The sequence below is a fragment of the Xanthomonas bonasiae genome (assembly GCF_017163705.1).
Lineage (GTDB): Bacteria > Pseudomonadota > Gammaproteobacteria > Xanthomonadales > Xanthomonadaceae > Xanthomonas_A > Xanthomonas_A bonasiae.
Map to the genome: position 1 here is coordinate 67,742 of NZ_JAFIWB010000018.1, position 15,118 is coordinate 82,859.

Sequence of the window (15,118 nt, forward strand, 5' to 3'; positions counted from 1 at the left end):
CTGCCCACGCTGTCATGCCCCCACCGCGTGCGTCACCGCCCGCCGCGAATGACGGGCACGAAGCGGTACGCCACCAGCGAGGTGGAATCTGAGGACGGCGCTCACCCCGTTTCCTGCGCACGCAAATGACTGACCAGCAGCGCATGCAGCACCGGCGGCATCGGCAGATCGCGCCGGCCTTCGTCCCACTGCTGCAGGAACGGCGCCAGATGGTCGCGGTGCCAGGGGCTGAGGCGCCCGCGCGCCGCCTGGCGTGCCTGCAGGCGCTCGACGATCGCCATCGCCGCGGCCTCGTCGCCTCGCTGGAGATGGTGGAAGACGAAGGCCAGCAGCAGGCTGTCGGGGCTGTCGAACAGCACGTAGGGCGGAACCGCGCCGTCGTCGTCGCCCTCTTCCAGCAGATGCAGCAGGGTGTCGACGTCGCGTGCGAACAGCGATTCTGAGAACTGCCGGGTGATGAAATCGAAGTAGTTGGTGTCCAGCGCGGGAAGTGCGGCCGCCAGGCGATCGAGGGTGGCGCGCAGCTGCGCATCGCTGTCGGCCGGATTCAGCACCCAGCCGCCGAACGCGCCGATGTCCTTGCTGTGGAGAATGTGCTGCCCAAGGAATCCCGCGGCAATGTCCTGGAAATGCAGGTCGTGCAGCTGGGTGGTGGCGGCACGCTGCTGCCACGCGAGCAGTTGCGCATGCTGCAGGCCCGCCTGGACCATCAGCACGCCCAACGTGGCGTCGTGGGTCGCCCAGAGGAACTGGCGGCTATCGTCGCGCTCCCGGGTCCATCGCCATTGGAAGGCGGTATCGGTGGGCACAGGCGACCAGCCGGCGGCGTGCAGCGCGCTGCCCAAATGCTGCTCGATCAACGCGGGAATCACTTCGCGCACGCGGGCTTGCTGGGCCCGCGCCTTGTCGCGCGCGGTCAGCAAGGCGGCCGGCTTGCGCTTGGGTTCCAGGAAGAAGCGCAGGCCGGCGCTGCGTTCGACGTCGCCTTGCTCGATGCTGTCGTTCGGCCGCGGCAGCGCAAGCGCCTCGGGCACGCCACGCCGGCGCTTGAGTCCACGACGCGCCGCGAGCGCGCGGATCGCCTGAAGATCGTCCGAAGCGAGCAGGCCATCGAGCGTGGCGGCGATGCCGTCCTCGGCGGTGAAGGTGTCGTCCAGCCAGCCATTCGCCAACAGCGCGTACCAGTCGGTGAACAGGTCGGTGTCGTCGGCCTCGTCGGCGAGCGCAAGCACGTCACGGAAGAGCTTCGACACTGGCAGCGAGGTGCCGGCCTTGGCCTGCCGGTAGAGCACGCGCGCCTGGCCCTCCCATTCGAGGTAGGCCGCGTCGTCCTCGTGCCCGAGCCAGCCCGGCGCATCGGCTGCCAACGCCTGGGCACGCAGTGCGGTATCGGTCAGCGCCTGCGCCGGCGTCCGTACCAGCACGCCGCGCCGCAGCAGTACGTCGGGCAGTCGGAACCAGGTCAGGCTGGTGTCGTAGCGCGCCTGCAGATCGAGCAGCCCGTGGATCATCTCGGCCTGGCGCGCGCCGTCCAGCGTGCTGCGGTCCACCAGGTGGATCGTGTTCTCGACCAGATCCTCGATGGCGTGCTGTGACATCGTGCGTGTCCTCCCTGGAGTCCTTGGCGTCGATCGGAGCTTAGCCGGGCGTCCGCTGGGACGGCATGAACGCTGGAAGTCGAGCGTGGGCAGAGAGCGACGTCGTCGGCTCCGGGGGCATGCCGGACCTGGTGAGCAACGGCAGCATTGCCGATGTGCGTTAGGGACGGGGGCTCGAACAGGCGGTGTCGGGGTTGCGGGCGTGGAGGCTCGGACGCTGAGATCGATCCGAACGCCTCGCGCGCACCATGTCCGGTGCTGGGGCCGGCAACCTCTGGTGCAGGTTCGCGGTGATCGGCTAGCATTTATGGCACAACGGGCCGCGGGCCGCGCCGGCCGATCAGGGGGCATCGATGAAACACCTTCCGTTGGCCGCCGCGATGGCGAGCCTGCTCTGCGCGTGTACCGTGGTCTCGCCTGATCCGGGGCAGCAGGCCGTGCTGGTCGACAAACCCATTTTCTGGAGCAAGGGCGGCATCCGCCTGGACGACGTGCGCGAGCCCGGCCGGACCTATGCCTGGTGGACCACGTCGGCGGTGTACGTGGATGTCACGCCGCAGACGGTGCAGGTGGCGTTCGACGATTTCTCGTCCAGCGACAACATCCTGTTGGACTTCTCCACTCAGATCCAATACCGGATCACCGCGCCGGCGTTGCTGCTGTCGGGTTTCGGGCAGGACTGGTTCAAGAACAACGTGGCCAGCCAGTACGCGGCGATCGTGCGCGACCAGGTGAAGCGCTACGACATGACGCGGATGATGAGCGACCCGGACACCGCGCGGAAGATCGACGATGCGGTCACCGAGAGCGTGCGCGCGTTGGTCAAGGAGCAGGGCCTGCCGATCCAGATCCAGAACATCACCCTAGGCCGTGCGCGGCCCAATGCGGATGTGCTGCAGCAGATGAACCTCACCGCCGCGCAGCAGCAGCGGGTCAAGACCCTGGTCGAGGCCACCACCGCCGAGCGCCAGCGCGAGCAGGAACAGGTGGCCAAGGCCGACGCCGACAACGCCTACCGCAATCGCATGGGGCTGACCCCGGAGCAGTACCTGGCCAGCCAGATCGCCGAGATCAACGCCGAGGCCTGCGCCAAGGCGCAGGCGTGCTACATGGTGCCGTCCGGAACCTCGGTCATCGCCAAGTAGCTTGCCTGGCCTCGCTGCCAAGCTGTTCGTTTGCACGTGACATCCGGGCCTGTGGTAGTCGCAGGGCCCGGTACGATCGCGGCCATGCGCCGTCGGAAAGCGTTGTCGAGGTGCAGTGCCTACTGCGCTTTCAGATAACCGACGAATCCGCCACGCGGCGCCAACTCCAACGCGATCGCTTCATCCCGCGTCACGTCTCGTTCCTTGCGCTCCCACGCATCCGGCCGCGCGTGTGCATCGCGCAATTCGGTGAGTTTCCAGTTGCCCTTCTTCAGGAAATCCAGCTTCAGCGTCATGCGCGTGGCAGCACCGCCGTTGATCACCGCGATGAACCAGTCGCTGCCATGGCGGCGGGCCATAGCCGCCACCTTGCCCGGCTCGCTGCCGGGCAGCACGAGGGTTTCGTCCCATGTGGCGGGCACCGCTTTGAGCACGTCCAGGGCGGGATTGGCGAGATAGGTCTGCGGATGGCCGCCCATCGCCAGGAACGGCGAGGTGAACAGGACCATCTGCGCCAGTTCGTGCGCCCAGCTGTTGCCCATCAGTTCCTTCGGTTCGAACACGGTGGGCGTGTAGTCGCCGGGGCCGACGACGTAGCGGGTGAAGGGCAGGATGGTGTCGTGGTCGGCGGCCAGTACGCGCTTGTAGCGGGTGATGTGCCATTCGTGCCCGCGCACGCCCTCGCGGGTGAGGACGTTGGGCCAGGTGCGCTCGGTGCCGGTGGGTTTCATGGCGCCGTGGAAATCCACCATCAGGTGTTCGGCCGCCGCGTCGCGCGCCACGTCCGTATACCAGTTGGACCAGTCGCGGCTGGCCGGCGCCGGGAAATCGACCTTGACCCCGACGATGCCGGTGGCGGCGATCTTGCGCAGCAGCGCCTTGCGCTCGGACGCATGCTGCACCTCGCGGCTGTGCACCCACAGCCACAGGCCGACGCCTTGTGCGCGTGCATAGCGCGCCGTATCGGCCAGCGTCTCCCACGGCTGTTTCCATGTGCTCCAGCCGTCGTCCACCAGGTAGTACTCGAAGCCCAGCTGGTGGGTCCAGTCGACCCATTGCCGCTGCTCGTCCTCGCGTGGCTCGCCGACTGCCAGCCATTGCCATGCCGAGCGCCCCGGCTTGATCCAGTTCGCGTCGGCCAGGGCGGGCGCGGGCGGCGGGTTGAGGTTCTGCACCAGGGTGGAGTTGACCAGGTCGGTCAGCGTGCGGGCGATGATGGTCACGCGCCACGGTTGCACGATGGCGGCGTCCGTTCGCCAGCCCTGCGGATCGGCATAGAGCACGCCGGCCAGGCTGCCGTCCGCCGCGCGCTCGATGGCCAGGTCGCCGTAGTCGACCACCGCCGCTTCGCTCAGGGTGATCCAGAATCCCTTGCTGTGCGCGGTGAGCGGCAGGCCGTAGCGTCCCGCCCCCAGGCTGCGCAGCGACAGGCCGGTGTAGCTGTTCTCGTAATCGGGCAGGAGCGCGGTGGCCCAGACCGGCGGATCGTCCTCGGCCAAGGTCCATCCGGAGCGGTCGGCCTCGACGTTGCTGTCCTTGCGCGCGGGCAGACGCAAACGTACCGCGACGCCGTCGTCGGCGACATGCAGGTCCGCTTCGAAGGCGCGGCCGTGCGCGGTCAGCGACACCGTCGCGGTCGTGGCACGGTCGCGCGCCACGGCCTTGCCGCCGTTGAGCCGATAGCGTGCATCGGTGGCACCGCGGCGTACGTTGCCGATCGTGCTGTGCGCGCCGAGTTCCAGGCCGTCCACGCGGATCCCCAGCGGCGAAGGCGCGAGCAGCGCCTGACCGTCGGCCTCGATCGTGTAGCGCAGCGCGCCGTCGTCGTCGCTGAGCACCGCCACGATCCTGCGATCGGGACTGGAGACCGACACCGAGTGGGCCTGCACGCCGCTGGACGCCGCCATGCCGAAGACGAATCCGATGCACAGGCCCGCGTCGCGCAGCCAAGTCCGCTGGTTCGATGCCACGTTGCCCCCGGTCCGATTGCGCTGAAGTCCGGCGGCGATCTTATCGAGTTTGCGTGGGGCGCGGTTGCCGCCGCCGGCATGTCGCGGCGGATGCCGAGCGCTTGCCGATTCGGTGCGGCGCTGGCTGCGTTCCTTGCCGCCGATGCCGCGGTGTCGGTTCGGCACTCAGGATGTCACCGCATCCCGGCGCCAACGCGCAAAGATGCGCGCGCCTAGCTGCTCTCCAGTCCGCAATACACGTTGGAGAAATCGCGCTTGGCGAGGTCGCTCTTGTGGATCACGAAATACAGTTCGCCCGCGTCCCAGAAGCAGAAGCCGGGGTGCGGGTCCGAGGCGACGCGCAGCAGCACCATGAAGTCCTCGGCGCGCCCGCGCAGGCGGTTGGCGGCTTCGCTGAGCGGGGTGTCGTGCTGCTTGAACACATGGCTGTTCACGCCGTGCACCGGCTGGACGGTGGATTGCGCCGCCAGGCGGTCGCGCAGCGCTTCGACCAGTTCGTACGCGTCCTCCAGGCCGTCCAGGCCCTCGGCCGCTCCCTGGTAATACGCTTCGTCGGAATAGAAGTGCGGCACGCTGATCCAAGCGGCGGCGCTTGCGCGGTAAGGGAGGGAGTCGTCCTCCATGCCATCGATCTGCGCGGCATCGCGCGTCAGGTCCGCCGCCGTCTGCAGGGCGTCGTCCGGGCCGTCGTAATGGAAGACCCGTGGCGCGAGGTCTTCCTGGTCGGAGATGAAGAAGTACAGCACGCCGGTCCGCGGCAGGTAGCGCTGCAGCGGCGCCAGCTGCGCGCAGTCCAGTTGGGCGATGAACTGCATGGGCCTGGTGCTGCCGTCGGCGTCGGTGTGGCGCGGGTAGGGCATGTCCGGCGGCAGGTCGGGCAGTCCGCCGAAGCGGGTATTGCCGCGTGCGCGGTAGTCGTCCGGCGCGTCCGTGGCCAGTGCCACCGCATGCCAGGCCAGCGCCTGCATCCCGGAGCGGTACGGCGTCCACTGCGCATCGCTGGCCAGCGCCTCCTCCAACTGTCCGGCCAGTGTCGCGTCGTTGCGCGCGAAAAAGGCGGCGTCGTCGAAGGCGATGGTGCCTTGACCGTCGGCGCCCTTGTAGCGGTAGTCCAACAGCGCGTGCTTCTTTGGCAGTTCCAGTTCCAATCGCTCGATGCGTTCCAGGCCGGCCGGCAGCGCGGTCAACGGGTTGTGGGTGAGATCCAGCCGTTGCAGCGCCGGCAACGCGGCCACGCTGGCGGGCACGGTCTGCAGTTGGTTGCGTGCGAGCGAGAGGGTCTTGAGCGTGGCGGGGAACGGTGCCTCGGGCAGCTGCGCGAGGGCGTTGTTGTCCAGCACGCAATACACCAGCGGCAACGACAGCAGTTGCGGCGGCAGCGTGCGGATGCCGGTGCCGGTGATATGCAGGCGCTGCAATCCGCGTAGCGCCCCGAGTGCGGCGGGCAGCTGTTCGAGCGCGCTGGCCCTCACGATCGTCAGGTCTTCCAGATTGGATAGGCCGGCCACTGCGTCCGGCAATTCCCACACGCCATTGGCGGCGATGGCGTCGTCGTCGTAGTAGAGGCTGAGCGAGCGCAGCGCCGGATAGGCGTACAGCGCGTGCGGCAGCGTCGGCCCGGCCAGGTTGGTCAGGTGCACGTGGCGCGGCACGCCGGGCGGCGCGCTCGCCAGCTCGTCCATCGAGGTGAAACGGTAGTGCGACCAATCCAGCGCATGCATCGCCAGCTTGCGCGCGATGCGCACCGGATAGCGAGGGCCCGCGCCATCGGCCTGCAGATAGCCGCTGAAGCCGACCCAGCCCTGTTCCAGCACCAGTTCGCCCCAGAGCTTGAGGTCGTAACGCAGTCCGCCAGACCAGAGATAGGCCTGCTGGTCCGGCGCGCGATCGTCCTCGAAGCGGATCCGACCAGTCGGAATCCCGGCGTGGTGGATGCCCTTCACCGAGAAGCGGAAATAGACCTTGGCCTCGTCCACCAGGTGCGGCCGCGCGGCGGCGTCCGCCTTGCGCGCGCGGGCCTGCAGGTCGATGCTCAGCTCGCCGCCGGTGCTGCTCGCGGTGCCGATGCTGGGCGCGGTCTCGCGCGGGACGTCGAATGCCAGGTCGTCGATCTGGAACACCTCCACGCCGTCCTCGGGAATGCGGAACGGTTCCGCCGGCGCGGCCACCGGCGCGGGATGCGCATCGTCGGCGTCTTCTTCGTCCTCATCGCCGCCGAACATGTCCTGCATCCAGGTTTCGTGCGCCGCGAGGGCGGCGGCGGGATCGCCGGTCACGCGCAGGCTGCGCAGGGCGGCGTCCAGTACCGGAAAGTGCTCGGCCTCGGTCCCCGCCGGGCAATCGCCCGCGATGTCCAGGTACAACGCGTCGTCCAATTGGACCATGACGAACAGGTAGGCATAGCCGTTGCCCTGCGAAGCGATCCGTAGCGCGGCATGGCCGTCGATGTCCAGCGCCTGCTCCGACAGCAGCTCCACGTCGCCGCGCCGTGTGCGGCACTCGGCGCGGAAGTGCGCCCACGGATCGGCGGCTGTGTCGTGCGCCGTCTTGTGGCGCGCGATCACGATGCCGAGCGAGACCTCGTCGTCGGCGACGGGATAGGCGGCCTTGATGCACTGGCCGATCTGCCGCACGGTGCTGAAGCGATCGGGCAGGTCGATGGAGAGGGCATCGGTCTGGACATGGCGCATGAGAGGGCATGGGGACATGGCGGAGTGCCCGCAGCTTACCGCGCCTTTTTTACGCGTGTCATGCATGCGCAGACGCATGCGAATGCAGGATGGCGCATGGTCCCGGCGATCGTTCCATGCGTCTCGGCGGTGGCGTCTTCGAAGGGTGTCGCTGCGTGTGCTGCAGCCGAGGCATTGCCAGGAAACTCACCGCTTCGTGCAGTTGGGTGGCCTGCTTGTCGCGGCGCATGCGGGTAGGATTGGCAACTGCGCAGAACCGAGTGTCGGTCCATCCGGACGTACGCAGCGGGTTCGGGCAGCCTGTGGTTTCATGGAGACGATCGCTTGCAACCGACTCGGCACGACGACGGACACCGTGCACCCGCCACGCGGCTCTACGCATTGCTTGCGCGCGATGCGCGCAGCGGGGTGATCTTCCGCCGCGGGCCCAGCAAGCAGGTGCAGCTGATCCGCTGGGACCTGCGCGACGACAGCTTCGAACACGGGCAGTGGTTCAAGGGCCGCATCTACGAGCGGCGTTGCGATCTGTCGCCGTCGGGCCGGTTGCTGGTGTATTTCGCGTCCAAGCAGCATGGCGATTTCGTCACGTGGACGGCGCTGTCGCGTCCGCCGTTCTTCACCGCGCTGGCATTGTGGCCGAAGGGCGACTGCTGGGGCGGCGGCGGCATGTTCGAGGACGAGCGCACGCTGCTGTTGAACCATCGCCCGCAGCAAGGCCGAGATCCCTTTCCGCTGCCGACCGGCTTCCAGGTGCCGCACGACATGCAGGTCCGGCCGTTCGGCCGTGGCTCGGGCGGCGGCGAAGACCAGCCGATCGATGGCGTGCTGCGGCAGCGCGATGGCTGGCAGGCGATCGATGCGGGTGCGGGCGAAACCGGCGGCATGAGTTCCACCACGCTCTATCGCTTCAACTGGCCGCGTGTATGGGAGAAGGCTGGCGCCAGCGGACGCCGGCTGCAATCGCTGCTGCATGCGATCGGCCGCGAAAACGAAGCGTGGTACAGCTTGGATCATCGTGTGCTGGACCGCGAGGGCGCCGTGCTGCTGGACCTGCCCGGCACCGACTGGGCCGATTGGGATGGCGGCGATCTGGTGTTCGCCCGCAACGGTTGCCTGTACCGCCTCGTCAAAAGCGATTTCCGGCGCTATGCACAAGAAGGCGAAGCGGTTTTCCGTTTGTTGCACGATTTCACCGGCGCGCGGTTCGCGCCGCTTGCGCCTGCGGCGGATGCGCTCAAGTACTGAGTGATGCACGCGCAGGCATGCGATCGATCCTGACGATCGACGTGCAGCGCATCACGAAGAGCTGCGGTGTCGGGAGCGCGATATCGCCGCTCGCCGCCGTCCATCCGGAGGTGGCGATACGCCGACGTGCAATCCGCCGAGTGCGCATTCCGTGAAGTGGCTAACTGAAGAATTCAGGAAAATTGCATGAGCCTTCTTCACCTGCATGGCGCGATGCTGATGCTCCCATCCAAGAGGGAATCGCACATGAAACATTCACTGTTGGTCCTGTCCGTCGCGGCTGCGCTGGCCATCGCGGGCTGCAAGCCGAACAAGGACAACGACGCGCCGGCACCGACGGCCGACACGCCGGCCGCCGCAAGCACCGAGCCGACGCCGGTGGGCGGCGCTGCCACCCCCACCACGCCGCCGGTCGGCGAGGCGAGTCCGGCGCCGGAGGGCGCTGCGCGCGCGAGTTCCGGCGATGACATCGCCTTGGGTTTGCTGGGAGCGGTCGACAAGAACGAAATCGCCGCGGCGAAGCAGGCGCAGGAAAAGAAGGTGACAGGCGCGGTGCTCGAGTACGCGAAGATGATGGAGAAAGAGCACTCCGAGAACCTGGAGAAGACCAAGGCGCTCGGCACGCTGGCCGAGACGCCCGACGTCAAGCAACTCGAGACCAAGGGCGAGCAGGAGCTGACGACGCTGGGCCAGAAGTCCGGCAAGGACTACGCCGCGGCCTACATCGACGCGATGATCGCCGGGCACAAGGAGGCTTTGCAGTTGATCGACACACAGATGATGGCGGCAGCCTCGACGGAGCCGGTCAAGGCGCACCTGACCGAGACCAAGACCCACGTCGAGCAGCATCTGGCGAAAGCGGAAGCAATCAAGAAGGCGATGTGAGCGCAGGGCGTGGCAGGTCGTCGATCTGCCACGCTTCGCTCATCGGGTCGGCGCAGCAGTTGCCGTCGCGGGCGGCATCGCGGCTGGCGCCGGCTCCGTGGCGCCGTAGACCCATTCGGCGAAGATGGCCGACAGGTCCTGGCCGCTGGCGCGCTCCATCGCGGCCTGGAAATCGCGGCTGGTGACGGTCTTTCCCGCATGGCCGCGGGTGAATCCACGGATGCCGTTCCAGAAGGCCTGTTCGCCCAGGCGCTCGCGCAAATGTGCGAGGAACAGCGCACCCTTGCTGTATTGGACCGCGCGGCGCATGCCGAGGGAGGGATAGCTGCCCGACCAGGCGAGCGGCTTGTCGAATCCCGCGGCGCGGGCGCGCTCGAGCCGACGCTGCGCCTGTTCCAGCTCCTGCCGGTAGGCGTCAGCTCCGACCGCCTGTTCCTTCCAGGCTGCGGTCATGAAGGTGGTGATCCCTTCGTTCAACCAGAAGTCCTGCCACGACGCGCAGGTGACCAGATTTCCCCACCACTGGTGGGCCATCTCGTGGGCCACGATCCACGCCTCTGACGGTGCCTGGTTGTCCTCCTCCAGTGCCTCCTGGCCGATCAGTGAAAACGTCGCGGCTTCCTGTGCTTCCTGTCCCGGCACTCGCAATTGGGTGTAGCGCCGGTCGGGCAGTGCGATGCCGGCCTTGTCGGCCAGGAAGCGTGCGATGCCCGGCGCCTGTGCGAACGCCGCCGCCAGGTCGGTCCCTTGCCCGGTGGCGTCCATGTACACCAGCTCGCCCACGTCGGTCTTGACCGTGGCCTTGGCGAAGGTTCCCGCGGCGAAGCCGAACAGGTAGGCCGAGTAGGGCCGTGTGGAGCGCCAGCGATGCAGGACCAAGTCGTCGCGGCGTGCACGCAGCGGTAACGCCTTGCCGACGCCCAGCGAGGACGCGCCTGCCGGCAGCAGCAGGTCGAGCGCGAATTCGGCCTTGTCGCCGGGCGCGTCCTGCAGGCAGACCATCCAGTCGCAGGCGAAATAGCTGCTGTAGATGCCATCGCCGGCGCGGATCAGGCCGCGCGCCGGCACGCCTTCCAGCGCGAAGCGGAGCGTGGCGGTCGCGCCCTTCTGTAGCGGCACGGGCAGGTCGAAGACAATGCCGTCGGCGCGCCTGACCACCGTCACCGCGCGCCCGTTCAGCGTCGCTGCGTGCAGCTGCAACGCGTTGGGCGAGAACACCAGCTGCGACACCCGCTGCGTGCCGCGCAGGGTGATGCTCTGTGTCCCGGCGACGGCGGTGGTGACCAGATCGGGATGCAGGGTCACCGCGTAGCGTTCGACCTCGAAACCCGTCCCCGGCGCCGGCGCCATTGGCGGCTCCGCCGCGCCCGCGGCAGCCGATGCGGCGGCCAGGGCAACCAACGCTGCGCGTGCGTACCGGTTCGCCGATCGGCGTGGGGGTCGTGTCATCGGGGTTCCTTGGTGCCCAGCAGGTATTTCAATCCATGGGTGAGCCCGCGCGGCGCCACGCTCAGGTGGTCTTCGTCGTTGAGCACGTCCAACTGCAGCTGCAACGACGGATAGCCCCGCGCTCGCAGCGTCCGCGTCATCTCCTGCGCATCCGACACCATGTCGTAGTTCTGTCCATAACGCCGCTGCTCGTATTCGCCGACGTACATGTAGACCTGCGCCGGCAAGTCCTTGTGGCTGGCGGCGAAGGCCTTTTCCTGGGCCTGCATGGCGTGCTCGCCGTACCAGTAGGACGGGCTGCCGAGGATGTAGCCGGAGAACATCTCCGGCGCGGTCAGCAGGATCTGCGCGCCGAGCAGGCCGCCGTAGGAGTGGCCGAGGAACAGGCGCCGGTGTTCGTCGGTGCGATAGCGCTGCGCCACGAACGGCAACGCCTGGTCGCGCAGATAGGCGATGTAGGCGTCCGCCTTGCCATGCGTTGCGTTCGGCGCTGCGTTCGCTCCGCCTTCCGGCGTGGGCGTGTAGTCGCGTCGTCGGCTGGGCATGGGCTCGTCGCCGATCGCGTAGGAAAGGCCGACCAGAATGAAATCGTCGATGGCCGGCCCTTCGCCGTTCAAGCGCCGTGCGATCTGCCGGACCAGAGGAAAGGAGTAGTCGGCGTCGGTAACGTAGAGCACCGGATAGCGGCGGCTGGGGTCGTCGGAATAGGAGCGCGGCAGCGCGACGAATACTTGATAGTCGCGGCCTGAAATTGGATCGGGCACGTTCCAGACCTGGCTGTCCGCGATTTCGTAAGGCTTTCCTTCGCCGCGTTGCGCGCCGGCGACCGACGCCATGGTGCGCGCGGCCGGCGTTTGTTTCGCCGCGTGTTGCGCGGACGTCGGCGCCGGTGCCTGCGACGTATCGGTACAGGCGACCAGAAGCACTGCAAGCAATCCCACCGACAACGATTTGCTCAATCTCGATCTCCTGGCCGCATTGGCTCGATTGGTCCAACGCATGGACAGGGCCGGATCATGCCATGCCGCAACGCTGCTCCGTTGTTTTTGATCAAGGAGCTAGGCAAGCCGCCGACGACGCGGAAGCTGTGTCAGCGATCGGCGCTGGTGCGCGCGCGTTGTGGGCATGGAAGCGGCCGCAGCCGCTAGACTTGCGTTCTCCGGGATCTGGTGAGGCCGATGAACCGCTACCGCTTCGTGTTGCTGGCCTTGCTGGCCGTATTCGGCGTCGCGCAGGCGCAAGACGATCGCCGTATCGCAGTGACCATCGACGATCTGCCGTGGCAGCGCATGGGCAAGACGCCGGCCGCGCAGGTGCCGGCGTTTCACGCGCAGCTGATGGCGTCGTTGAAGCAGGCGAACGTGCCGATCGTCGGCTTCGTCAACGAGGACAAGCTCGAACAGGACGGCCAGCTGCAACCGCAGCGGGTGGCGATGCTGCGCGATTGGCTGGATGCGGGCTACGAACTGGGCAATCACACCTACGGCCACGTGAATCTGCACGAGGTGGGGTTGCCGGCCTACGAGGACGCGATCGTACGCGGCGAGCGCACGCTGCGACCGCTGCTGGCCGAGTACGGGCAGCCGCTGCGCTGGTTCCGCCATCCTTACCTGGCGACCGGCCGCAGCGATGCCGATCGCGAGGCGGTGGTCGCCTTCGTCGCCGCGCGCGGCTACCGCATCGCGCCGGTCACCGTGGACAACGGCGATTGGGTGTGGGCCTTCGCCTATGCGCGGGTGCTGGAGACCGAGCCGGATGGTGCGGCGCGCGAGGCCACGCTGCTGCGGCTGCGCAAGGGCTACGTGCCGTACATGCTCAACAAGCTGGATTATTTCGAGGCGCAATCGCAGCGCTTGTTCGGCCACCGCATCGCGCAGGTATGGCTGATGCATGCCAACGAGTTGAACGCGGTCGCGTTCCCGGAGCTGATCGCCGCCACGCGCCGCCGCGGCTATGCGTTCGTTACCCTGGACGAAGCGCTGCGCGACCCGGCCTACCGGCACGCGGAGGGCTATACCGGCGGCGGTGGCATCAGCTGGTTGCACCGTTGGGCCATGGCCGAGCACAAGCCCAAGGACTTCTATGCCGGCGAGCCGGCGGTGCCGGGTTGGGTGTTCGCGCTGGCCGGGATCGATTCGGAATAGGGCAGTCGGGTCGGGTCTGCCTGGGCGCGCGTGCAGCGTTCACTTTCCCGCGAGCCGCCGTGCTTCACGCTGCCCACTTCGCGCTTCCCGCCAATGCCCATGCCCACCTCCAAAACACCGCCCTGGAAGAAACCCAAGCCGCGCGGCCAGCGTTCGCAACCGCTGTCGCCTGCGCAGAAGGCCGCGGCGCAGCAGCGCGCGGAGGAGAACGGCCGTCCGTATCCGAACCTGATCGACAACATGTGGGCGGTGCGTCTGCCGCGCGGCGAAATCGCGGCAGATGAGGCTGTTGTGGACGATGCCGTGGAGGAATAGGCGTCGAGCTGGGCATGCGGTTGCAGGGTGTGGGGCGAGGCGCGGTGTGGGACTTCGTGGCAGTGCCGTTCGCTCCTGGGCCATCGCGCGCGACAGGCATTGCCGGTAACGCGCGTCGCGACTGAAGTCGCTCCCACCACGATGGTGCTGGCGGTAGCTGCGTAGGCGAACGCGCTTCAGTGCGCCGGCGCCTCCAGCGTGCGCAACACCGTCTTGTCGATGCTGGCGGCTACGCCGATGCTGCGCCCGGCGAGATTGGCCACCCGGTACTGCACCGCCACGCCCAGCACCTGGGTGGCCTGCGCCAGCGACAGGCCGTAGTCCTGCTGCAGCCACTGCAGCATGCCGGAGGTGGCCACGCGCAGCGCGTCGTCGCTGGAGCCGGCCTGGCCCAGGGTCATGATCTGCTCGGGCGATTCGACCCGCGGCATCGCGATCGCGCGGTGTTTGATCAGTTCTACCCGCAGTTCCACGTCCAGCGACGTTTCCAGCGCCCACTGCGTGGTCTCACCATCGCCCTGCAGTGCGTGGCCGTCGCCGAGATAGAGCAACGCGCCGGGCTGTTGCACCGGCAGATACACGGTATTGCCTTGGATCACGGCATTGAAATCCATGTTGCCGCCGCTGGCGCCGGTATCGCCGGTGGACAGGGCGGCGCTGCCGAAGCCGGGCGCCAGCGCCAGGCCGCCGAGCATCGGTCGCAGCGGGATCGCGAAGTGCTGCATCGGCCCTTCGCCGTCGACGGGGCGCGCAAGTGCCGCATCGCGGTCCAGGCGCCAGCGCACGTGCTTGCCGAGTGCGGCGGCCTGCGCGGCCACCCGCGGGGTCTGCAGGCGCCCGACCAGGCCGTCGAGGCTGTCGGCGGAGTCACGGTTAAGCCGCAGCGAGACCACGTGGATGGCGAGCGTATCGCCCGCCTCGGCGCCGACGACGAAGAACGGCCCGACCTGCGGATTGCCGAACAACGCGCGGGTGACGCCGCCTGCATCCACGCCGCCGGAATCCAGCGTCTGCGTGCGCAGCGTGTCGCCCGGCCAGAGCACCAGCACCGGCGGGCGATCGGCACTGAAGGTATTGGCGTAGTCGCTGGGCACGAAGTCGTGCGTGCGCGGTGCGGCGGTGTCGCGGGCCGGCACGCGCCAGGCGTCGAACGCATGGAAGGCGCGCACGTCGGCGGCATTGGGATCGGGCTGGTCGCTGCGACCGCGCATGCGTTCGCCCTCCACGCGGCCGTCGAAGCGGTAGACGCTGCCATCGGCGGAGGTGGCCACGAAGGCGAGCGCATCGCCATGGCGGGTGCCGCGAACCGGAGCGTTGTCGAGCCGGCCCTGCAGCTGCGTGCCGGCCGCGTCCAGCTCGAGCGTCTGATAGCTGCGGTTGCCCCACAGATCCGTGGCCACGATCCATTGTTCGCCGCCCCATGCCGGCGCGGAGGCGATCAATGCCAGCGCGGGTATCCACTGCATTCTTCGCCACTGCATCGCCGTTCACCCTGCGTAGTCGTATTTGACTACAAGTGTAGTCACTGGCGATCGGGTCGGAAATGCCGGAAGTCATGCCGGAATCGACGCGGATGTCGTCGATTGCATCCTGGTGCGAGCGCGCCAGCCTCGGGGCTTTGATGAATGTCGCCGCACCAGGCCGCGCAGCCGCCCTTGGCGCCGGCGCGTCCGTGCC

General features: G+C 68.0%; 11 protein-coding genes and 1 pseudogene. 5 read left to right on the forward strand and 7 right to left on the reverse strand.

Features of this window, described 5'->3' with window-relative positions:
- Nucleotides 1-101: 101 nt before the first annotated feature.
- Together JR064_RS23325 and JR064_RS15130 are read right to left on the reverse strand one after the other, a co-directional pair.
- Entirely contained in the window at nucleotides 102-434 is a 333-nt protein-coding gene (locus JR064_RS23325) for a hypothetical protein (RefSeq protein WP_338123901.1), read from the reverse strand.
- Nucleotides 435-488: 54 nt separating this feature from the next.
- Nucleotides 489-1,598: pseudogene (locus tag JR064_RS15130) on the reverse strand (hypothetical protein); the annotation flags it as partial.
- Between the two features lie 353 nt (nucleotides 1,599-1,951).
- Between JR064_RS15130 and JR064_RS15135 the strand changes: the two are divergent.
- Entirely contained in the window at nucleotides 1,952-2,743 is a 792-nt protein-coding gene (locus JR064_RS15135; protein WP_179568987.1) for an SPFH domain-containing protein, read from the forward strand.
- Between the two features lie 119 nt (nucleotides 2,744-2,862).
- On the opposite strand, the gene JR064_RS15140 is transcribed toward JR064_RS15135, so the two are convergent.
- A complete protein-coding gene (locus JR064_RS15140; RefSeq protein ID WP_206230266.1) occupies nucleotides 2,863-4,650 on the reverse strand; it encodes a glycoside hydrolase family 97 protein in 1,788 nt (595 codons plus the stop codon).
- Nucleotides 4,651-4,925: 275 nt separating this feature from the next.
- Nucleotides 4,926-7,403: a YwqG family protein gene (locus JR064_RS15145; RefSeq protein ID WP_206230267.1), complete on the reverse strand. Its 2,478-nt coding sequence runs from the start codon at nucleotides 7,401-7,403 to the stop codon at nucleotides 4,926-4,928.
- Nucleotides 7,404-7,727: 324 nt separating this feature from the next.
- Between JR064_RS15145 and JR064_RS15150 the strand changes: the two genes are divergently transcribed.
- On the forward strand, nucleotides 7,728-8,648 hold the full coding sequence (locus tag JR064_RS15150; protein WP_206230268.1) for a hypothetical protein: 921 nt from the start codon (nucleotides 7,728-7,730) through the stop codon (nucleotides 8,646-8,648).
- A gap of 186 nt (nucleotides 8,649-8,834) precedes the next feature.
- The gene (locus JR064_RS15155; protein WP_241093091.1) at nucleotides 8,835-9,533 is read left to right on the forward strand and encodes a DUF4142 domain-containing protein; all 699 of its coding nucleotides are present in this window, start codon (nucleotides 8,835-8,837) and stop codon (nucleotides 9,531-9,533) included.
- 39 nt (nucleotides 9,534-9,572) lie between these two features.
- Here JR064_RS15155 and JR064_RS15160 read toward each other — a convergent pair whose 3' ends face one another.
- Together JR064_RS15160 and JR064_RS15165 are read right to left on the reverse strand one after the other, a co-directional pair.
- Nucleotides 9,573-10,883 carry a M1 family aminopeptidase gene (locus tag JR064_RS15160; protein WP_241093092.1) on the reverse strand — a complete coding sequence of 437 codons (1,311 nt, stop codon included), beginning with the start codon at nucleotides 10,881-10,883 and terminating at the stop codon, nucleotides 9,573-9,575.
- Nucleotides 10,884-10,978: 95 nt separating this feature from the next.
- Entirely contained in the window at nucleotides 10,979-11,941 is a 963-nt protein-coding gene (locus JR064_RS15165; protein WP_241093093.1) for an alpha/beta hydrolase, read from the reverse strand.
- Between the two features lie 219 nt (nucleotides 11,942-12,160).
- Between JR064_RS15165 and JR064_RS15170 the strand changes: the two genes are divergently transcribed.
- The gene (locus JR064_RS15170; protein WP_206230271.1) at nucleotides 12,161-13,126 is read left to right on the forward strand and encodes a polysaccharide deacetylase family protein; all 966 of its coding nucleotides are present in this window, start codon (nucleotides 12,161-12,163) and stop codon (nucleotides 13,124-13,126) included.
- 99 nt (nucleotides 13,127-13,225) lie between these two features.
- Nucleotides 13,226-13,441: a hypothetical protein gene (locus tag JR064_RS15175; RefSeq protein ID WP_206230295.1), complete on the forward strand. Its 216-nt coding sequence runs from the start codon at nucleotides 13,226-13,228 to the stop codon at nucleotides 13,439-13,441.
- A 176-nt stretch (nucleotides 13,442-13,617) separates the two neighbouring features.
- On the opposite strand, the gene JR064_RS15180 is transcribed toward JR064_RS15175, so the two are convergent.
- On the reverse strand, nucleotides 13,618-14,907 hold the full coding sequence (locus tag JR064_RS15180) for an acetamidase/formamidase family protein (protein WP_206230272.1): 1,290 nt from the start codon (nucleotides 14,905-14,907) through the stop codon (nucleotides 13,618-13,620).
- Nucleotides 14,908-15,118 lie beyond the last annotated feature (211 nt).